This window comes from Microbacterium sp. LWS13-1.2, assembly GCF_040144835.1.
GTDB lineage: Bacteria > Actinomycetota > Actinomycetes > Actinomycetales > Microbacteriaceae > Microbacterium.
The window spans coordinates 3,244,056-3,261,333 of record NZ_CP151632.1 but is presented as its reverse complement, the minus strand read 5'-3'; the positions used below and the strand labels follow the sequence as shown (position 1 = coordinate 3,261,333).

The following is a 17,278-nucleotide window of genomic DNA, read 5'->3' as shown; positions in this document are numbered from 1 at the left end:
CGGCGTCACAGCATGTCGTCGTACCCCTGCGTGTGACCGACCTCGTCGCGTGACATGGGCGTGTCGCCGTGAGGGACGAGGCGATGCGCCTGAGCGACGATGGCCTGTACGGCACGGTGATCGACGAGTTCATCGCCCGCGGTCGACTGCGTCTCGGCGTTCACGCGTGTCTGCCAGCCGATCGTGAGCATCGCCTGCTCGACTCCTCCGTGAGGCGCGCGATAGGGGATCTCGACGACGTCGACACACTGCTCGTTCGAGAGTGCGATCCCGAGCCGCACCACCGCGTCGGCGATCCGGTCGCCGGTCAGGTAGGTTCCTGTCCCGTTCGTCAAGAGCTTCATGAGTACACCCGGCCTTCTGTGAGAACGCCGGGGTCCGGGGCGCGCGGTCAGTATACGCTTCGCGCTTCGGAGTGTCAGCGCGGTGTGCCGTCGCCGGTCGCGTCGATGATGTGGAGCTCGCGATTGACCAGGCGGGCCGCGACGCTGCTCAGCGGCAGCTGATTGCGGCGGGCGTAGGAGCGGATGATCTGGAAGGCGTCATCAATCGGCACGCCGTTCGTGAACGACACGACGCCCTTGGCCTGTTCGATGACGATCCGCGACTGCAGCGCCTGCTGCAGCTGCCGTGCGAGCAGCTCCGACTCCCGCAGCGAGCGCTCGTGGAGGATCCCGATCGTCGCGACGTCGGCGAAGGCGCGCGCCGCGACCACGTCGAAGTCGTCGGGCGGCCCCTCCTCCTCACGAAGCAGGTTGAGCGCGCCGATGGTGGTGTCTCGAAGGCGCAGCGGCACGGCATCCGTCGCGCCGAAGCCGTGCGCGGTCGCGCTGTCGCGGAACGCACCCCACTTCTCCGGGACGGACGAGATCGAGGCGACCGACACGGCCGCCCCCGTGCGATAGCACTCGATGCAGGGGCCCGCCTGGGCGCCCAGCTGCATGAGCTCCACCAGGCGGCTCGCCTCGCTCGTCGAGGCGACCACCTGCAGGTCGCCCTCATCGTCGGCCAGCAGGATGCCGGCGGCCGAGATCCCGAGCACGTCATGGCAGGCATCGACCAGAAGCTGAAGCAGATCGACCACGTCGTAGTCGTCGACCATCGTGTCGGCCAGCATGGCGAAGGTCTGGAGAATCCGGCTGTCGCGCGATGTCTTCGTCATGACTCGACCTCGATCCTGTCGTCGCGCCGCGTGAACCGCAGGCGTCCTGCGACGACGTCTTCCGCGACGTCGGCCATCGACCTGCCGGTCGCGAACGCCTGCCCTTGGATCACGAGGCGCGCGTCGTCGGGCGACAGGTCGAGCTGTGCCAGGACGACGCCGGTCGCCTGGTGCACCACGCGGCGCGAGAGCGGCTGCTGCAGGCTCTCCTCGCGGGCCTGCTCGTCGAGCGCGAGCCGCAGCACGTGCCGGCTGATCACGTACGCCAGCGCGGCGGCTCGATGCTCGTGGTCGGGATTGAGGGCCATCGGCTCCCGCGAGTACAAGTCGATCGCACCGATGCGCAGCGCGCCGACGAGCAGCGGGAACGCGAACAGGGAGCTGACCTCCTCCCCCTCGAGAGCGCCGACGAAGGCCGGCCACCGCTTGCGGCCCTCGACACGAAGGAATGTCGTGCCCACAGGACGCGCACTGCGCAGGGCATCCCAGCAGGGGCCTTCGCCGAGATCGAACTGCAGCTCATCGAGGCGGGCGGCACGGTCGTCGGTCGCCGACAGGGTCTCGTTTCCGAAGACGTCCCCGAGCGTCGACACGGCCGCGCCCGTGATGGGGAGGAACTCCACGAAGGGGACGCTGAACTCCTCCGGCCGACCGCCGGACTGCTCGAGGTGCGCCAGCGCTGCGGCGAAGTTGCTGTTCATCATCTGTCCTTCCTTCACGCTACCCGCACGAGGGGAGGCTGCCCAGCGCCCAGCGTCGAGGGGGCGCGAAGAAGCACTGATCGGGTGCATCCTGGCTTCAGGCGCATCGTGGGCCCGGTGGGGACTCGCTTCCGGCCCGTCGCCCTGACCCCAGCACCCGGAGGCGTCATGGGCAAGTTCATCTACGAGGGGACGGTCAAGGCCGACTTCGACGACCGCGTCCTGGCACATCTGATGGTGGTCATCAGCGCGAAGCTGCGCCGCGGCGAGTCCTTCTCGTTCAGCTGGAAGGACGATCCCAGCATCGGCAACGGTCGCATGACCGTCTGGATCCACCCCCACGCCGCGCTCGTCTACAAGTTCTACGGCAGCAGACAGCCGCCGATCAACCGGGCGTGGGTGGAGGCTCTCATCTACACCGCCAACTCGACGACCGGTCTGCACATCGTGCCCGAACCGCCCGACCACCATGAGGACGGGCCCGCCTGGCACCACGAGCACTGAGCAGGAACCGTCGTTAGCACGTGCCCCCACGGGGTGCAACGGCGTGGCCAGGACCGCGTTCCCCCGGCACGCTGGAGAACATGGTGTTCCTCGGATATCACGCCTCCCACGAGCAACTGCCCCCGTCGACCCTGCTCGCCGCCGTCCAGGAGGCGGAGCGGGCCGGCTTCGACGGCGCGATGTGCTCGGACCACCTCGCACCGTGGGGACTCGCGCAGGGCGAGTCCGGCTTCGCCTGGAGCTGGCTCGGCGCGGCTCTCGCCACGACGTCGTTCCCGATGGGCATGGTGTCCGCCCCCGGACAGCGGTACCACCCGGTCATCGCCGCCCAGGCGCTGGCGACGCTCGCGGAGATGTTCGAGGGGCGCTTCTGGTGCGCGCTCGGCTCGGGCGAGGCCCTCAACGAGCACGTCACCGGCGACGCCTGGCCCGCCAAGCCCGAGCGACAGGACCGCCTGATGCAGGCCGCCGACGTCATGCGCCGGCTCATCGCCGGTGAACGGGTGACGCACGACGGGGCGTTCCAGGTGCACGACGCCCGCGTCTGGTCTCGGCCGCAGAACCCGGCGCCGCTGCGCGCCGCCGCCGCCTCGGCGGAGACGGCGGCATGGGCCGCCTCATGGGCCGACGGCGTCGTGACGGTCGGTCACGAGGTCGAGACGGTGGGGAAGATCCTGTCGGCATACCGGGATGCCGGGGGCACAGGTCCCTGCGCCGTGCAGGTGCATGTGAGCCTCGCCGACTCCCGCCCCGAAGCGCTGCGGACGGCGGCCGACCAGTGGCGCCAGGCGACCGTCGACCCCGCCCTGATGTGGGACCTCATGCAGCCGGAGGACTTCGACCGGCTCGCCGACCCCGGCGACACCGCGGCGCTCGAGCGCGGCATCCTCATCTCCGCCGATGAGCGGGATGTCGCCGAACGCCTCGGCGCGCTGGTCGACGCCGGCGCCGACGAGCTCTTCCTCCACCCCGTCGGCAAGGACCAGAGTTCCTTCTTGGAGCGTGCGCGAGAGGGGCTCCTCGACGCGATCAGGGAGCGCGCGTAGAGCGAGCTCCGGCTCGAGCGGAGCATCGGGAATCAGGAAGGAGTGCGCGATGGATGACTTCATCCCGGAGGAGGCCGGCCCCCGCCGCGGCGAAGCCGTGGTGTTCTGGTCGTGGATCACGGTCCTCGCCGTCGGCCTCGCCTACATGATCACGATTCCCCTGGTCGGACGGTGAGCCATGCGACAGCTTCGCGACAACGCCCTCAGCCTCGTGTTCGGCGCCCTGTTCGTGCTCGCGCTCGCGGGGCAATCCATCACCGGCTGGTTCGAGACCAACGAGCGGCTGGCGCAGCACGGGATGCCGCCCGACGCGTTCGGAGCCTTCGTGACCTCGTCGGAGTTCGTCGTCGACGTCGCCGAGAACTGGCAGTCCGAGTTCCTGCAGTTCTTCCTCTTCATCGCGGCGACGATCTGGTTCGTGCAGCGCGGTTCGCCCGAGTCGAAGCAGCCCGGTGATGAGGGCCCCGGCACCGACGAAGAGCAGATGGTCGGTGAGCACGCGCAACCCGACTCCCCCTCGTGGGCCCGCTCTCGCGGCATCCGTCAGACGATCTTCTCCAACTCGCTGCTGCTCGTGATGGGTGCGGTCTTCGTGCTGTCATGGCTGGCGCAGTCCCTGGCAGGCACCGTCGTGCTGAACGCGGAGAACGCCGAGCACGGACAGCCGCCCATACCGTGGGTGGAGTACCTGGGCTCGCCCGATTTCTGGAACCGGACGCTGCAGAACTGGCAGTCCGAGTTCCTGGCCGTCGGCGCCATGATCGCGCTGTCGATCTTCCTGCGCCAGCGCGGCTCGAGCGAGTCCAAGCCGGTCGGCCTTGCGCACCACGCCACCGCGACGGAGAGCGAGTAGACCGGCATGGCGGTGGACGAACTATGGCTCGTGCGGCACGGCGAGAGCGTCGGCAATGTCGCCGCCACGCAGGCCGAGATCGACGGCGTGGACCGGATCCCGCTCGACATCCGCGACGCCGACGTGCCGCTCTCCCCTACCGGTGAAGAGCAGGCGCGGGCGCTCGGCCGATGGCTCGACGGGCATCGCGACGACGTCGACCTCTTCTGGGTCTCGCCGTATGCGCGAGCACGGCAGACCCTCGCGATCGCGCTCGGCGATGCCGAGCCCGCCGTTCCCGTGACGGCCGACGAACGGCTGCGCGACCGCGAGCTCGGAGTGCTCGACCTGCTGACGCGCAGCGGCGTCGCGCGCATGCATCCCGAGGAGACGGAGCGCAGGCTCCACCTCGGCAAGTTCTACCACCGCCCGCCCGGCGGCGAGTCGTGGGCGGACGTGGCACTGCGCCTGCGGTCGTTCCTGCGCGACGGCCTCGAGCAGCCGGGGCGGCGCGCGCTGCTCGTCGCGCACGACGCGGTCGTGATGCTGCTGCTCTATATCCTGCTGCCGGTGCGCGAGGAGGAGCTCCTCGACTTCGCGGCCGGGCACACGGTGCTCAACGCGTCGGTCACGCACCTCGTGCGAACCTCGGACGGATGGCGCCTGGAGACCTTCGCCGATGTGACGCACCTGCAGCGCGAGGGCGCCGAGGTCACCGTCCACCCCGGGAACCCCGATGTCGAACCCGAGTGAGCTCGTCACCGCGGCCGTGCTGCGGGAGTGGGGCCTCCCGGCGCCAGGCGACTCGAAGAAGAGCCGCGGCGAGATCGTGATCGTCGGAGGCGCGCGCAGTTCCCCCGGTGCCGTGATCCTGGCCGGCGAGGCCGCGCTCCGCGTCGGCGCCGGCCGTGTCGCCCTCGCGGTGCCGGGATCGATCGACGCCCACGTGGGCATCGCGCTGCCCGAGGCAGGCATCTACGCGCTCCCCGACGACGCCGACGCACCGCTGGAGGGACGCCTGGGGGAGCACCTCGGCTCGGCGGACGCGGTTCTCATCGGTCCGGGCTTCGACGATCCCGCGGAGACGCGGGCGACGGTGCTTGCCGTCGCCGAAACGGCACCCGCCTGCCTCGTGCTGGACGCGTTCGCGGTGGGAGTGCTGCCCGACATCGACCGAAGTGCACTGCCCGACACGCTGATCCTCACTGCGAACAAGGAGGAGGCGGCGATCCTCCTCGGCCGTCCCCTTGCCGACGCCGACGACCCCGCAGACCTCCTCGAGATCGCACGGCGATTCGACGCCGTCGTCAGCTGCTACGGGCTCACCGCCCACCCCGACGGCCGTTCCTGGCGGATCGATGAGGGTGGTCCCGGGCTCGGAACCTCCGGGAGCGGCGATGTGCGCGCCGGTGCGATCGCCGGCTTCGCCGCTCGCGGCGTCGAGCCCGAACGGGCCGCGGTCTGGGGCGCGTGGTCCCACGCCCGCGCGGGCACGCGGCTCACCGAGCGCATCGGCCTCGGCTTCCTCGCGCGGGAGCTCGCGGCGGAGCTCACGCCGACGATGAAAGACGTCCTGGCCGCGGGCGATTGAGCGGGCCCACAGGCATCAGAGCCCGTCCCGATCGATCATCGCGGAGCCCGTACGCGCAGCGCCCGGAAGTAGCGCCGCCGCGCCACGCGCTGCGCCACCAGCAGCGCTGGGTAGGCCGCCCGCCATCCCCCGCGCGGACTGGCGCGGGTGAGGGAGCGGACCGTCAGGATCACCGCGTCGCCGTTGCGGTGGACGATGAACGCCTCCTCGCCGCTCACGGGATGCCCGGGCAGTGTGCGGTAGGCGAAACCGACCCGATCGCTCTCCTGCACCACCTCGACCACCTCGACGGGTTCACGCACCGCGAAGCCGAAAGGATGCGCAGTGATGACCGGCCGGTCCCCCGCGGTCACCGCGTCGCCCGGCGTCACGGTGAATCCGCTCCGGGTCTTGATCCCCCACCGCAGCACCTCGCGGCTCGCCCAGCGCCAGACCTCGTCGCCGCGGCCCAGCTCGGCCGACCTCTCCCACCGGCGGAACCCACCAGCCGGCCCCCGCCACTGCGGATCCGCGGGCCGGGTCAGCGACATCCCCTCGTCTGGGAGCATTCTCCGATGATCTCACCGTCCGGCGCGTGGTTCCGGCTCTCAGGGCGGCTCCGCGAGGGGTGGAGCCCGCAGCACACCGAGATCGTGTGCGACCTCGGCTTCACGGCCGACCGCCCGGGCTTCCAGGTCGAGGGTCTGGCGTACCGCCCGGACGGCAGCATCCTCAAGGCGGTCTCACCGCGCGGCCACCACCTGCCGCTCGACGCGGACGCCGTCGCCGAGGGGTACCGGCTCAACCGGCCCGCACGGCCCGTGGTCGGAGACCACGCCGCGGCAGCCCTGTTCGCCGTGCGGAGCGAGACCGTCGTCACCGAGACCGTGAAGCTGGCCGACGACGCGTCGGGCGACGTCATCCTCCGGCTGTACGAATCGGCCGGCGGTCGGGGATCCGTCTCGGTGACGGCGCTCTTCGACGCCGCGAGGTGCGGGCGCACCGACCTGCTCGAGCGCGCGACCGGCGCTCCGTGGGTTGGGCCCTCCACGACGCTCGAGCTGCGGCCCTTCGAGATCGTCACCCTCCGCTATCGCCCTGCAGCGGGGAGGGTCTCCACCTCATCCGGCCGATGAGAGCCCGTGCAGCATCTTGGCGAGCTGCTCCTGCACCTGGGCGTCCTCGACCTCGAACATTGCGTAGCTGATCCCCGCGGTTTGGATCAGCCGGTTGGGGTACTTCTGGTAGGTGGGGATCACGCTCAGCAGTCGTGCGGCCATCTGGGGGGCCTGCCAGGTCTTCTCGGCATAGCTCGTCATGAAGATGTCGTAGCGCTCCTGCGGGTCCTGCCAGAGGTCGAACAATTCCGGCACGATCGCGGTGTACGAGGCGGGCCCGCGCCAGCCGTCGCGGATGTTCCACACGGCCTTCCATTTGCCGATCCGGATCGCGCCCGGGATCATCTCCGTCTCGGTCATGTAGAGCCAGTGGTCACGCGTGGAGGGTCCTTCGCCGTTGAGTAGTGCGGTCTGGTCGTAGCTGTCGAAGATGGTGGGCTGACCCTCGCGATCCTCGGTGGGAAGCTCGACCCCGGCGACGCTCGCGAAGGTGGCCATGAGGTCGAGCGCGCCGACGATCTCGGAGTTGCGGCGACCGGCCTCGATCGTCCCGGGCCACCAGGCGATCGCCGGCACCCGGCTGCCGCCTTCGTAGTCTGTGCCCTTCGTGCCGCGGTATGGCGTGTAGCCGCAGTCGGGGTAGACGTCCTGCCAGGCGCCGTTGTCGGTGGTCCAGATGATCAGTGTGTTCTCGGCGATGCCGAGCTCACGCACCTTGTCGACGACCTGGCCGACGCGGTGGTCGAGCTCGACGAGGGAGTCGAGGTACTTCGACTTGGCCAGCGAGGCGCCCTCGAAGTCCGGGTGCGGCAGATTCGGCTGGTGCAGCTTGGCGGTGTTCAGGTAGCGTCCACTCGGCTGCCGGGAGACCCCCGCCCTGGCCTGGGAACGCCACCGTCGTCATCCCGCTGCGGATCGGAAGGCGCCCGGTCAGCGCGGCGGCGCGTCCCGGCGTGCAGCTCGGCTGGCCGTAGAACGACATGAACTGCAGACCTTCGACCGCGAGACGATCGAGGTTCGGCGTCGGCGCACCGCGGTTCTCACCGCCGCCGTAGCAGCCGAGGTCACCCCACCTCACATCGTCCGACATGAACAGGATGATGTACGGCTTATCAGCCATTCTCTGCGTCTCCTCAGGTGACCCTGCGTACCTCTCGGAAGCTAGCTAGCAGAGGGGTCGAGACGGAAGGAAGCCTCCGTCCGGCGTGGCTCCGCAGCTCGAGGACGGCACGGGCACGGCGCTGGGCCTGGCCGGCCTGGGTACTGGCCGGCGAAAGCCCGGGACGCAGCTGCGGACGACCGCTGCACTCTCGCGCTCGAAGAGGAGGACTGGGTACATCGTTACCTTAATTCACGAGTCGCTGTATTGTGGGCGCCATGCTCGCTCCCACGGTTACCGTCACGCATACCGCAGCGCTCGCCCGGTTCGGCCACGCTTTGTCGGATCCGACACGAGTGGGCATCCTGCTGGCGTTGCGGGAGGCGCCGGCCTATCCGTCGGACCTCGCGGACACGTTGGGCGTCTCCCGGCAGGTGATGTCCAACCAACTGGCGTGTCTCCGCGGCTGTGGTCTCGTTAAGGCGACCCCTGACGGCCGTCGCAGTCAGTATCGGCTCGGTGACTCTCACCTCGCGCCGGCGCTCAATGAACTGCTGCAGGTCGTTCTCGTTGTCGAACCGGAATGCTGTGACGGGGAAGGCTGCAGCTGCGCATGAGCATCACCCTCGCGGCCGCCCGCCGCGCCGTCCTGCAGCGACGGATCCGCTGGATCGTCACCGCCACGATCGCCTACAACCTGATCGAAGCGATCGTCGCGATCACCGCCGGCAGCATCGCCTCCTCCGGCGCGCTGATCGCCTTCGGCCTGGACTCCACCATCGAGGTCCTCTCCGCTGCCGCGGTGGCCTGGCAATTCACCCGCCGGGACCCGGAACGCTGGGAGAAGCCCACTCTGCGTGTCATCGCCGTCGCGTTCTTCTCCCTCGCGATCTACGTCGTCATCACATCGCTGCTGACGCTGCTGGGACGAGTCGAGGCGGAGCACACTGCGCTCGGCATCATCATCACCGCGCTCAGCGTGATCATCATGCCGTTCCTCTCCCTGGCCGAACGACGCACGGGCCGCGAACTCGGTTCCGCCACCGCCGTCGCCGACTCCAAGCAGACGCTGTTCTGCACCTACCTGGCTGCCGCGGTCCTCGCGGGTCTCCTCCTCAACAGCCTCCTCGGCTGGTGGTGGGCTGACGCCATCGCCGGCCTCGTCATTGCCGGCTTCGCCATCCGAGAAGGCGTCGAAGCCTGGCGCGGCGACGCCTGCGCCACCTCCGTCGGCATGCTCCTCGAGGACGAACACAACGACCACGACCACGACCACGGCTGATATCGCCGATCTCCTGACGGCACCCCAGAGAAGGGTCGCCGGCGAGTGCGCACGTCAGCGCGGGTCGTCGCCGGTCGCGTCCCGTTCGTAGACATCCGGGATGCCGTCCCCGTCGGCGTCGACGGCGTCCTCGGCGGCGATGCGCTTGTAGCGACGGTTGCGCGCCAGGAGGATCACGGATGCCGCGAGCGAAGCGACCACGGACGCGACCATGATGGCGATCTTGGCGTCGTCGTTGTGCGGACTGTCCGCGCCGAAACTGAGCTCGGCGACCAACAATGAGACCGTGAAGCCGATCCCCGCAAGGATGCCCACGCCGATGAGGTCGATCCAGCGCAGCGCGGGGTCGAGGCGTGCCCGCGTCGCAGCGGTGAGCACACGGGTCGTGAGCACGATCCCGATCGGCTTGCCCAGCACCAGCCCCGCCACGACGCCGATCGTGACGGGGTCCGTGATCGCCCGCGTGATGCCCTCGACGCCGCCGAGTGCGACGCCCGCCGCGAAGAAGGCGAAGACCGGCACCGCGAAGCCCGTCGAGAGCGGCCGGAACCGATGCTCGAACTCCTCGGCGAGTCCGCCGTCGCGTGACGTCACCGCACCGCCCTTCGGCGGCCTGACCGGGATCGTGAACGCGAGAGCGACGCCCGCGATCGTGGCGTGAACACCCGAGGCGTGCATGAAGGCCCACGCGGCGAAGCCGATCGGGAGCAGGATCATCCATGCGGCGGCGGGCTTGAGGTGGAACACCGCCTGGTACCGCAGGGCGAGGAAGCCGTAGACGGCGATCACGGCCAGCGAGATGACGAGCGCAACCACGTCGATCTCGCTGGTGTAGAAGATGGCGATGATGAGGATCGCGATGAGGTCGTCGACGACCGCGAGCGTGAGCAGGAAGATCCGGAGCGGGCTCGGCAGATGGGAGCCGACCAGCGCCAGAACCGCCACCGCGAACGCGATGTCGGTGGCCGTCGGGATCGCCCAGCCGACCGCCAGGCTGGGGTGGTTCCACACGACGGCCGTGTAGATCACGGCCGGGACGACCACTCCGCCGACCGCCGCGGCGACGGGGACGATCGCGGTGCGGAAATCGCGAAGGTCGCCGACGACGACCTCGCGCTTGAGCTCGAGTCCCACGAGGAAGAAGAAGATCGCGAGGAGTCCGTCCGCCGCCCAGGTGCCCAGCGAGAGGTCAAGGTGCCACGGAGCGTAGCCGACGGTGAAGTCCCGCAGCGCGAAGTACGAATCCGCCGCGGGGCTGTTGGCCCAGATGAGGGCGACGACCGCAGCGGCCACGAGGAGCGCGCCGCCGACGGCTTCCTTCCGCAGCAGCGCGCCGATCCGGCTCGCCTCGGCGTAGCTTCCCCGGCGGGGGAACGAGGAGGAAGTGGGGCGTGGGTTCTGATGAGTCACGGGGATGCCATCCGGCTGATCGATCGACAGAGACAGTGTCGACCAGACTTCCCGACGCGCCTCCGCCAGCTTACCGAGCCCCGCGGGCGTGCCCTCCCGATGTGACGCAGTCAACCAACCGGCCGCCGCCGTTCCTTTGCTGTTCGGTACTCGTTCGCCATACTGACGTCCATGGATGACGTGAACGAGTGGCTGTTGACGTGGGGCGACCATCTCTGGACCTGGGTGGTGCTTCCCGTCGTCGTCTTCCTCGGGCTGTACTTCACGATCCGTTCGGGGGTGGTGCAGTTCCGACTCATCCCGGAGATGTTCCGCACGCTCACCGACAAGACTCCGCGCACGGCATCCGGGGAGCCTCAGTCGGTGTCGGCCTTCCAGGCATTCACGATCTCCGCGGCGTCGCGCGTCGGTGTCGGCAACATCGCGGGCGTGGGAACAGCGATCGCGGTGGGCGGTCCCGGAGCCGTGTTCTGGATGTGGGTCATGGCGTTCATCGGCGGCGCCTCCAGCTTCATCGAGTCCTCCCTCGCGCAGCTGTTCAAGGTGCGCGACAGTGACAGCTTCCGAGGCGGGCCGGCGTACTACATGCAGCGCGGGCTCAAGGCGCGCTGGCTCGGCGTGTGGTTCGCGATCATCCTCATCGTCTGCTTCCCCTTCGCGTTCAGCTCGTTGCAGGCGAACACGATCTCGGCGACCGTGACCTCCAGCATCGGCGGCGGCCCGGCATGGCTCCCGTGGGGCATCGGGATCGGGATCGCGGCGCTGACCGGCCTGGTCGTCTTCGGCGGCGTGCGTCGCATCGCGTCGGTCACGCAACTGCTGGTGCCGATCATGGCGCTCGCCTACCTCCTGCTGGGCCTCATCGTGGTCGGGCTTCACGTCGACCGGATCGGCCCGGTCTTCGCGGAGATCTTCACCCAGGCGTGGGGGTTCAACGAAGTCGTCGGCGCGACGTTCGGCTACATCGTCCTCACCGGCGTGAAGCGCGGCATGTTCTCGAACGAGGCCGGCCTCGGCTCGGCACCCAACGCGGGGGCGAGCGCCGCCGTGACGCACCCGGTCAAGCAGGGACTCGTCCAGACTCTCGGGGTCTACTTCGACACCTTCCTGGTGTGCTCGATCACCGCATTCATCATCCTCGTCTCGGTGCCCGATCTCGCCGGGGCGGAGCGAGGGATCGGACTGACGCAGGGTGCCCTCGTCGGCACGCTCGGCGAGTGGTCCAACATCGCGTTGAGCGTCATCATCTTCCTGCTCGCGTTCTCATCCATTCTCGGCAACTACTACTACGGCGAGTCGAACATCGAGTTCATCACCACCCGTCGCTCGGTGCTCACCGGCTACCGCATCCTCGTCATCGTCGCCGTGCTCGCCGGATCGGTCGTGGGAGCGGACCTCGTCTGGAACTTCGCCGACGGCGTGATGGGGCTCATGGCGCTCACCAACCTGATCGCCATCGGGCTGTTGTCGGGCATCTCCTTCCGATTGCTGAAGGACTACACCGCGCAGCGCCGGGCCGGCCGGGACCCGGTCTTCACCCGTGCACTCCTTCCCGACATCACCGGCATCGAGTGCTGGGAGGACGAGCTCAGCGTCACCGGTCCGATCGACGTCCAGACCAAGCGCCACCAGGCCGAGAAGCACCGCGACCACCTGCACCATCAGAACTGAGGGCGGGCATTGGCGGCGCCGTTGCCGAAGGAGCGACGGTTGCTGTTCACCCCGGTCGGGTCGAGTCCCGCTGTCGCGTGAGGTACGCGACCTCCGCCGTGTTGCTCGCCAGGGCAAGGGCCGCGTCGTAGGCTGCGGCCGCTTCCGCGGGCCGCCCCAGTCGTCGCAGCAGCTCCGCACGGGCAGCGTGATACGGGTGGTAGGACTCCAGCTCCGGCCTGAGAGCGTCGACGAGGGCGAGCCCCGGCTCCCGCCCGTCGCGCTCGCTCACCGCGATCGCGCGGTTCAACCGCACGATCGGCGAGCGGTCGAGCCGCAGAAGGTGATCGTAGAGCGCGACCACCTGCGTCCAATCGGTCGCGTCGCCGTCGGTGTGGACGGCGTTGATCGCGGCGAGCAGCTGGTAGCGGCCCGGCGGCATGCCGGATGCCAGTCGCGCACGGACCAGCGCGTGCCCCTCCGCAATCGACTCGGCATCCCACTGCCCGCGGTCCTGCTCGCCGAGAGGCATGAGCTCGCCTGCCGACGACACGCGCGCCGGGCGGCGCGCGTCGGTCAGCAGCATCAGCGCCAGCATCCCGGTCGCCTCGCCGTCGTCGGGCAGCAGCTGGTGCAGGAGCCGGGCGAGACGGATCGCCTCGCCGGTCAGGTCCTCGCGCACCGGTGCGCTGTCGGGGCCGCTGGCGAGATATCCCTCATTGAAGATCAGGAACAGCACGGTCAGCACACCCGCCAGCCGGCCCGGCAGGTCCTCGACCCCCGGCACTCGGTACGGAATGCCGGCGGCGGCGATCTTCGACTTCGCCCGCGTGATGCGGTCGTCGTCGATCGCGCCGAGCGGCTCGGGATCTGCGTCGTACACGAGCTGCGCCTCCCTGTGTCTCGCGTCACGGCTGCTCTCGCGCCGGATGCGGTCGATCGCCTTGCGGGTGGCCGTGGCTGTGAGCCACGCGCCGGGCCTCGGCGGGATGCCCTCCGCCGGCCAGTGCTCAGCGGCGGAGGCGAACGCGTCCGCGGCGGCATCCTCGGCGATGTCGAGGTTGCCGAACCGCTTGGCGAGGGTCGCCACCACCCGCGCCCACTCGTCGCGGTGAGCGCGGGTCAGGGCATCATGCGCGTCGATCACCCGGCGAGCAGCGGCCGCACCTCGAGCCGACGATTGCAGGCTGTGGAGCCCTCGACCATCAGCTTCAGAGCGACGTCCAGGTCGGCGGCTTCGATGATCCAGAACCCGGCGGCCCATTCCTTCGCCTCGACGAACGGGCCGTCGGTGAATACCGGCTCGTCGCCACGGCCGTCGATGACGGTGGAGACGGTCGGATCGGCGAGTCCGGCGGCGAAGACCCAGTGGCCGCCTGCGCGGAGCCTGTCGTTGAACGCATCGATCGCGACGCCCTCCTCGGCCGTCCCCGAGTTGCTGCGGCTGTCGATGACGTTGACCAGGTACTGCATGCTCATATCCTCTCCCTCGCGTGACGCATCAGACCAGGGCTGGCCTGATGGTGGGCGGGATCGCGGTCACCGCGAGCGGTCAAGCGCTCGTCTGTGGTCGCGGATCCTCGCCTCACTACCGCTACGAATGGGACCGACGGGATTCGACAGGGCGTCGGAATTCAGCGCGGTGCAGAACGCGTGCGGCGGAGCACGATCACGTCGGCCGGATGCAGGACGATGACGTCGCCGGCGCTCAGGTCACGACCCGTGAGCAGGTCCGTGCCACTCGCATGGAGGCGGATCGTCGCATCCTCGGAAGGTATCGGAGGTTGCGGTTCGGGCCACCGGCCATCTCCACCGCCCACCACGAGTCCCAGTCGACCAGCAAAGCGCAGCGTGCGGGAGTCCGGGCACCGAGGAGGATGCGACCGACGGCCTCGTCCTCCTTGCCGAGGCCGGCAACCTCGCGGAAGGTGCGGGTGTCGAGTCGCCCCGAGTGGTCGAGAACGGCTCCGTGGGTCATCTCGCACGCGCCACGCGACGCCCGCATCTGGAAGTACAGAACCGAGTCCGCGCCGTGGGCGACCGCCTGCGCCTCGAAATCGACTCGTGTGATGTCGGGATATTCCGGGCCACCCAAGGAGGAAGCGCGCCCGTGCCCGTGCCGAGGCAGATCGACCGTCCTTCGTCCGCTGCCCGTTGGACGATCTTGTCGAGCATAGGGAAGTCGGGCACATCCTCGTCGGGCTGCGTCAGCGCCCAGGTGAAGACCCCGACGGTCACCGTCGTGATGCGCGCGGCGTCGAAAGCCTCGTAATCGCGGTCCCAGATCTCATCCGGCCACTGCTCGGGTGAGTAGTCCCCGCCGTAGGCGAGGTGATCGAGCTCGGGCAGGCGTGCGGCAACCGGCCGGCAGGCCGGGTGGCCCAGGATCGTGACTTCGGTCAGCGGCCGCGGTCGCTGGTCAGGCATCGTCGGTGAACCTCTTCGTGACGTGGTGGAAGACAGGGCGCGCCATCAGCGTGAGAAGACCGACGAACGCCCACAGGAAGAGCATCAGGACCACTTCGGATGCGACGAGCACGATGAAAGCGGCGACGAGGACGAGCGAAAGGACGCCCAGCGAGTAACCCCACCGCGGAACGATCTGCGTGAGCGCGACGCGCGCGGCATCGCGGGTGCGAAAGCGGAAGCCGGCCGTGAGGACGAGCATGTGGCCGCTCCACACGATGACGAGCGCGGCGAGACACAGGAGGAGCGGGCGCACTGCCGCTCCGCTGTCGACCGCATCGAGGTGGATGAGGTTGAAGGTCAGCAGCGCGAGGACGAGGCTCACGGGAGCCGCCCAGGCGAGTGTCGCACCGATGTCTCGACGATAGGCGCGGAAGAAGTACCTCCCCGGCACCAGGTCGTTGGAGCGGGTCGCCGCGCGGACAGCCGCGACACCGGCGACGAGTGCGGGCGCCAACGGCAGCAGAGCGAGGACGAACAGGGGAAGGTTGGACGGGTCGCGATCGAGCAGCAGCACGGTGCCGATCGTAGGAAGCGTCGCGAGCACGAGCTGCGCCTCGAGGACCAGCATCCGATAGACCACGGCGGCGGCGCGGGAGAGCGGTCCGCGCCCGATCTCATCCGCCGTGCCTGCCCGGCGCTGGCGGTGGTCGATGCTCATGTCTCTTCTCCTTCGGGCCGGCGGGCCGACGGAATGGCGGGGACGGCGGACCGGCGGCGTGAGGCAGCCGGCCCGCCGGGCCTCACTCGGTGGATTCGCTCCGGCCGCGCTCGAGCGCGGTGTTGATCGTGTCGATGAGCTGGCTCGCGCCGAGGCTCTCCATCTCGCTGACGTACGCGTCCCAGTCGTCGATGGATCGCTGACCCGTGATGAACGACGCGGTCGCCGACTGCACAGCGTCAGTCAGCTGCGTCTGGAGGAGCGAGGTCTGCTCGAGTTCGATCTCGTTCAGAAGCGGAGCGGGTGCGGTCGGCAGCTGTTCCTTCGCGTCGAGCTGATCCTCGGTCCAGGCCGCGATCTCGTCGGTCATCATCGAGATCACGAGGTCGCGAGAAGACCCGTTGGCGAGCAGGAAGACGCCGTTGCTGTAACCGAAGTCGGCATTGAGCAGCTTCGGTGCGCCCGCGTTGATCGAGCTCCAGGCGATGTCCTCGTTGAGCGTGCGTGTGCCATCCGCCTCACGGGCGAATGTCTCGCCCTCGACGCCCCACTGGGCGAACTCGAGGCCCTCGTCGGAGTAGTAGAGCCAGTCGATGAACTGCAGCAGCGCCTTGAAGTACGGCTTCTCGGCCGCGTCGCTGCCGATGAGGAGACCCGAGGTGAAGCGCCCGCTCGCCATGTTGGAACCAGCGGGTCCCCCGGGAATCGAGATCAGGCGGATCGGCACATCACCATTGCCCGCGTCCGCGAGCTTCGTCCGGTATTCGGCGAGGGCCTGCGTGTTCCCCGAGATGGCGGCCGACCGTCCGGAGACGAACTTCTGAACCGCCTGGTCGTCGCTCTGCGTGATCTCGGGGTCGAGCACCCCGGCCGCCACCAGATCCGCGGCGTAGGAGACGACCTCCTTGTACTCGTCGGTCGCCCCCGTGAAGAGGTACTCCCCTGCCTCCTCGTCGTACCAGGTGTTCGCATACCCCCATCCGGCAGCGGTGCCGTAGTTCGGGGCCATGACGTTGAGCAGTGAGCCCAGGGGCTGCGAGTCGGTCCAGCGGTCCGACATCGCGTAGTCGATCTCGGGATTGGCCTCCTTGACCTGCTCGAGCTGCTCGAGATACTCGTCCCACGTCGCCGGGTCCTCGGTGATCCCGGCCTTCTCCCACAGGTCCTCGCGGATCACGACGGAGTACTGCACATCCGGCGCCTCGCGCAGGCCCGGGAGGTGGTAGATCTTCCCGTCCGCCTGTCGGCGGTTGTCGAGATCTTCCTCGAGCCCCCAGTCCTCGATCTTCTGCGAGAAGTTCGGGAGGTATTCGAAGTAGTCCGAGACGGGCAGAAGCGCGCCGCCCGACACGAACTGGGTCTCGCTGCCCGCATAGCTCGACGAGATGATGTCGGTCGCCTCGCCGCTGCCGATGAGCAGGGCCTTCTTCTGGTCGTAGTCGGCCATCGGGATGTCGGTGCGCGAGAAGGTGACGTTCTGGTCCTCCGCGAGGTGCTGGAAGACCGACCAGTCGTCCTTGACCGGATAGTTCGGATGGTCGCGGTACATGAGCGAGAAGTCCACCGGCTCGGTCGCCTGGAAGGTGACGTCGACGCCGAAGTCCTCCATGGCTCCGACAGAGTGGGCCTCGTCGATGGTTGCTCCGCCGTCATTCTCGGCGGCCGCGTCGGTCGGGCTGTTCGAGCACGCGGCGAGCGCGATCGCGCAGACGGCGAGGCCTGCGAAGGCCGCGAGTGCCTTGCGGGTGATGGTCATGATTGTCTCCTGTTCTTGAAC

Annotated in this window: 22 protein-coding genes; 10 read left to right on the top strand and 12 right to left on the bottom strand. The window is 69.0% G+C overall.

What is annotated here, in order from left to right; translation table 11 throughout:
• Positions 1–5 precede the first annotated feature (5 nt).
• The 3 genes from MRBLWS13_RS15055 to MRBLWS13_RS15045 all read right to left on the bottom strand — a co-directional run bounded on the left by MRBLWS13_RS15055 (position 6) and on the right by MRBLWS13_RS15045 (position 1,866).
• Positions 6–344, bottom strand: coding sequence for a hypothetical protein (locus MRBLWS13_RS15055; RefSeq protein WP_349426148.1), 339 nt, complete (start codon positions 342–344; stop codon positions 6–8).
• A gap of 74 nt (positions 345–418) precedes the next feature.
• Positions 419–1,162, bottom strand: a complete 744-nt coding sequence (locus MRBLWS13_RS15050; protein WP_349426147.1) for a GAF and ANTAR domain-containing protein — start codon at positions 1,160–1,162, stop codon at positions 419–421.
• A complete protein-coding gene (locus tag MRBLWS13_RS15045; RefSeq protein WP_349426146.1) occupies positions 1,159–1,866 on the bottom strand; it encodes a GAF and ANTAR domain-containing protein in 708 nt (235 codons plus the stop codon). The genes MRBLWS13_RS15050 and MRBLWS13_RS15045 overlap by 4 nt, the downstream gene beginning before the upstream one ends.
• A 165-nt stretch (positions 1,867–2,031) precedes the next feature.
• Between MRBLWS13_RS15045 and MRBLWS13_RS15040 the strand changes: the two genes are divergently transcribed.
• The 6 genes from MRBLWS13_RS15040 to MRBLWS13_RS15015 all read left to right on the top strand — a co-directional run bounded on the left by MRBLWS13_RS15040 (position 2,032) and on the right by MRBLWS13_RS15015 (position 5,836).
• Positions 2,032–2,367 carry an ATP-dependent DNA ligase gene (locus MRBLWS13_RS15040; RefSeq protein WP_349426145.1) on the top strand — a complete coding sequence of 112 codons (336 nt, stop codon included), beginning with the start codon at positions 2,032–2,034 and terminating at the stop codon, positions 2,365–2,367.
• 80 nt (positions 2,368–2,447) lie between these two features.
• A complete protein-coding gene (locus tag MRBLWS13_RS15035; protein WP_349426144.1) occupies positions 2,448–3,413 on the top strand; it encodes a TIGR03885 family FMN-dependent LLM class oxidoreductase in 966 nt (321 codons plus the stop codon).
• Positions 3,414–3,462: 49 nt separating this feature from the next.
• On the top strand, positions 3,463–3,588 hold the full coding sequence (locus tag MRBLWS13_RS15030) for a hypothetical protein (RefSeq protein ID WP_349426143.1): 126 nt from the start codon (positions 3,463–3,465) through the stop codon (positions 3,586–3,588).
• A 3-nt stretch (positions 3,589–3,591) separates the two neighbouring features.
• Positions 3,592–4,266 (top strand): DUF6766 family protein, encoded by a 675-nt coding sequence (locus MRBLWS13_RS15025; RefSeq protein WP_349426142.1) that lies wholly within the window; start codon positions 3,592–3,594, stop codon positions 4,264–4,266.
• A 6-nt stretch (positions 4,267–4,272) separates the two neighbouring features.
• On the top strand, positions 4,273–4,998 hold the full coding sequence (locus MRBLWS13_RS15020) for a histidine phosphatase family protein (protein WP_349426141.1): 726 nt from the start codon (positions 4,273–4,275) through the stop codon (positions 4,996–4,998).
• The gene (locus MRBLWS13_RS15015; RefSeq protein ID WP_349426140.1) at positions 4,982–5,836 is read left to right on the top strand and encodes an ADP/ATP-dependent (S)-NAD(P)H-hydrate dehydratase; all 855 of its coding nucleotides are present in this window, start codon (positions 4,982–4,984) and stop codon (positions 5,834–5,836) included. The genes MRBLWS13_RS15020 and MRBLWS13_RS15015 overlap by 17 nt, the downstream gene beginning before the upstream one ends.
• Positions 5,837–5,871: 35 nt before the next feature.
• Here the strand turns inward: MRBLWS13_RS15015 and MRBLWS13_RS15010 are convergent, their stop codons facing one another.
• On the bottom strand, positions 5,872–6,384 hold the full coding sequence (locus MRBLWS13_RS15010) for a DUF1990 family protein (RefSeq protein WP_349426139.1): 513 nt from the start codon (positions 6,382–6,384) through the stop codon (positions 5,872–5,874).
• A gap of 6 nt (positions 6,385–6,390) precedes the next feature.
• Between MRBLWS13_RS15010 and MRBLWS13_RS15005 the strand changes: the two genes are divergently transcribed.
• Positions 6,391–6,951 carry a glycosyl hydrolase-related protein gene (locus MRBLWS13_RS15005; RefSeq protein ID WP_349426138.1) on the top strand — a complete coding sequence of 187 codons (561 nt, stop codon included), beginning with the start codon at positions 6,391–6,393 and terminating at the stop codon, positions 6,949–6,951.
• On the opposite strand, the gene MRBLWS13_RS15000 is transcribed toward MRBLWS13_RS15005, so the two are convergent.
• Positions 6,937–7,716 carry a sulfatase-like hydrolase/transferase gene (locus tag MRBLWS13_RS15000; protein ID WP_349429077.1) on the bottom strand — a complete coding sequence of 260 codons (780 nt, stop codon included), beginning with the start codon at positions 7,714–7,716 and terminating at the stop codon, positions 6,937–6,939. The two genes, MRBLWS13_RS15005 and MRBLWS13_RS15000, sit on opposite strands and share 15 nt — an antisense overlap.
• 594 nt (positions 7,717–8,310) lie before the next feature.
• On the opposite strand from MRBLWS13_RS15000, the gene MRBLWS13_RS14995 reads away from it, so the two are divergent.
• Both MRBLWS13_RS14995 and MRBLWS13_RS14990 read left to right on the top strand, forming a co-directional pair.
• Complete coding sequence (locus MRBLWS13_RS14995) at positions 8,311–8,649, top strand: metalloregulator ArsR/SmtB family transcription factor (protein WP_349426137.1); 339 nt, start codon at positions 8,311–8,313, stop codon at positions 8,647–8,649.
• A complete protein-coding gene (locus MRBLWS13_RS14990; protein WP_349426136.1) occupies positions 8,646–9,314 on the top strand; it encodes a cation transporter in 669 nt (222 codons plus the stop codon). The genes MRBLWS13_RS14995 and MRBLWS13_RS14990 overlap by 4 nt, the downstream gene beginning before the upstream one ends.
• A gap of 54 nt (positions 9,315–9,368) precedes the next feature.
• On the opposite strand, the gene nhaA is transcribed toward MRBLWS13_RS14990, so the two are convergent.
• On the bottom strand, positions 9,369–10,724 hold the full coding sequence (gene nhaA, locus MRBLWS13_RS14985) for a Na+/H+ antiporter NhaA (RefSeq protein ID WP_349426135.1): 1,356 nt from the start codon (positions 10,722–10,724) through the stop codon (positions 9,369–9,371).
• A 171-nt stretch (positions 10,725–10,895) separates the two neighbouring features.
• Here nhaA and MRBLWS13_RS14980 point away from each other — a divergent pair, with 171 nt between their 5' ends.
• Entirely contained in the window at positions 10,896–12,395 is a 1,500-nt protein-coding gene (locus MRBLWS13_RS14980) for an alanine/glycine:cation symporter family protein (protein WP_349426134.1), read from the top strand.
• Between the two features lie 46 nt (positions 12,396–12,441).
• On the opposite strand, the gene MRBLWS13_RS14975 is transcribed toward MRBLWS13_RS14980, so the two are convergent.
• The 6 genes from MRBLWS13_RS14975 to MRBLWS13_RS14950 all read right to left on the bottom strand — a co-directional run bounded on the left by MRBLWS13_RS14975 (position 12,442) and on the right by MRBLWS13_RS14950 (position 17,257).
• On the bottom strand, positions 12,442–13,521 hold the full coding sequence (locus MRBLWS13_RS14975; protein WP_349426133.1) for a DUF6596 domain-containing protein: 1,080 nt from the start codon (positions 13,519–13,521) through the stop codon (positions 12,442–12,444).
• Entirely contained in the window at positions 13,518–13,847 is a 330-nt protein-coding gene (locus tag MRBLWS13_RS14970; protein WP_349426131.1) for a YciI family protein, read from the bottom strand. Before MRBLWS13_RS14970 ends, MRBLWS13_RS14975 begins: the two co-directional genes overlap by 4 nt.
• A gap of 235 nt (positions 13,848–14,082) precedes the next feature.
• On the bottom strand, positions 14,083–14,379 hold the full coding sequence (locus MRBLWS13_RS14965; RefSeq protein ID WP_349426130.1) for a hypothetical protein: 297 nt from the start codon (positions 14,377–14,379) through the stop codon (positions 14,083–14,085).
• Positions 14,349–14,801 (bottom strand): beta-galactosidase, encoded by a 453-nt coding sequence (locus MRBLWS13_RS14960; protein ID WP_349426129.1) that lies wholly within the window; start codon positions 14,799–14,801, stop codon positions 14,349–14,351. Before MRBLWS13_RS14960 ends, MRBLWS13_RS14965 begins: the two co-directional genes overlap by 31 nt.
• A complete protein-coding gene (locus MRBLWS13_RS14955; protein ID WP_349426128.1) occupies positions 14,794–15,501 on the bottom strand; it encodes a hypothetical protein in 708 nt (235 codons plus the stop codon). Before MRBLWS13_RS14955 ends, MRBLWS13_RS14960 begins: the two co-directional genes overlap by 8 nt.
• Positions 15,502–15,583: 82 nt before the next feature.
• Positions 15,584–17,257, bottom strand: coding sequence for an extracellular solute-binding protein (locus MRBLWS13_RS14950; protein WP_349426127.1), 1,674 nt, complete (start codon positions 17,255–17,257; stop codon positions 15,584–15,586).
• Between the last annotated feature and the right edge of the window lie 21 nt (positions 17,258–17,278).

Excerpts from the sequence above, each read along its gene's own strand:
- MRBLWS13_RS15055 (WP_349426148.1), bottom strand. The coding sequence starts at position 344 with ATGAAGCTCTTGACGAACGGGACAGGAACCTACCTGACCGGCGACCGG.
- MRBLWS13_RS15050 (WP_349426147.1), bottom strand. The coding sequence starts at position 1,162 with ATGACGAAGACATCGCGCGACAGCCGGATTCTCCAGACCTTCGCCATG.
- MRBLWS13_RS15045 (WP_349426146.1), bottom strand. The coding sequence starts at position 1,866 with ATGATGAACAGCAACTTCGCCGCAGCGCTGGCGCACCTCGAGCAGTCC.
- MRBLWS13_RS15040 (WP_349426145.1), top strand. The coding sequence starts at position 2,032 with ATGGGCAAGTTCATCTACGAGGGGACGGTCAAGGCCGACTTCGACGAC.
- MRBLWS13_RS15035 (WP_349426144.1), top strand. The coding sequence starts at position 2,448 with ATGGTGTTCCTCGGATATCACGCCTCCCACGAGCAACTGCCCCCGTCG.
- MRBLWS13_RS15030 (WP_349426143.1), top strand. The coding sequence starts at position 3,463 with ATGGATGACTTCATCCCGGAGGAGGCCGGCCCCCGCCGCGGCGAAGCC.
- MRBLWS13_RS15025 (WP_349426142.1), top strand. The coding sequence starts at position 3,592 with ATGCGACAGCTTCGCGACAACGCCCTCAGCCTCGTGTTCGGCGCCCTG.
- MRBLWS13_RS15020 (WP_349426141.1), top strand. The coding sequence starts at position 4,273 with ATGGCGGTGGACGAACTATGGCTCGTGCGGCACGGCGAGAGCGTCGGC.
- MRBLWS13_RS15015 (WP_349426140.1), top strand. The coding sequence starts at position 4,982 with ATGTCGAACCCGAGTGAGCTCGTCACCGCGGCCGTGCTGCGGGAGTGG.
- MRBLWS13_RS15010 (WP_349426139.1), bottom strand. The coding sequence starts at position 6,384 with ATGCTCCCAGACGAGGGGATGTCGCTGACCCGGCCCGCGGATCCGCAG.
- MRBLWS13_RS15005 (WP_349426138.1), top strand. The coding sequence starts at position 6,391 with ATGATCTCACCGTCCGGCGCGTGGTTCCGGCTCTCAGGGCGGCTCCGC.
- MRBLWS13_RS14995 (WP_349426137.1), top strand. The coding sequence starts at position 8,311 with ATGCTCGCTCCCACGGTTACCGTCACGCATACCGCAGCGCTCGCCCGG.
- MRBLWS13_RS14990 (WP_349426136.1), top strand. The coding sequence starts at position 8,646 with ATGAGCATCACCCTCGCGGCCGCCCGCCGCGCCGTCCTGCAGCGACGG.
- MRBLWS13_RS14980 (WP_349426134.1), top strand. The coding sequence starts at position 10,896 with ATGGATGACGTGAACGAGTGGCTGTTGACGTGGGGCGACCATCTCTGG.
- MRBLWS13_RS14970 (WP_349426131.1), bottom strand. The coding sequence starts at position 13,847 with ATGCAGTACCTGGTCAACGTCATCGACAGCCGCAGCAACTCGGGGACG.
- MRBLWS13_RS14965 (WP_349426130.1), bottom strand. The coding sequence starts at position 14,379 with ATGCGGGCGTCGCGTGGCGCGTGCGAGATGACCCACGGAGCCGTTCTC.
- MRBLWS13_RS14960 (WP_349426129.1), bottom strand. The coding sequence starts at position 14,801 with ATGCCTGACCAGCGACCGCGGCCGCTGACCGAAGTCACGATCCTGGGC.
- MRBLWS13_RS14955 (WP_349426128.1), bottom strand. The coding sequence starts at position 15,501 with ATGAGCATCGACCACCGCCAGCGCCGGGCAGGCACGGCGGATGAGATC.
- MRBLWS13_RS14950 (WP_349426127.1), bottom strand. The coding sequence starts at position 17,257 with ATGACCATCACCCGCAAGGCACTCGCGGCCTTCGCAGGCCTCGCCGTC.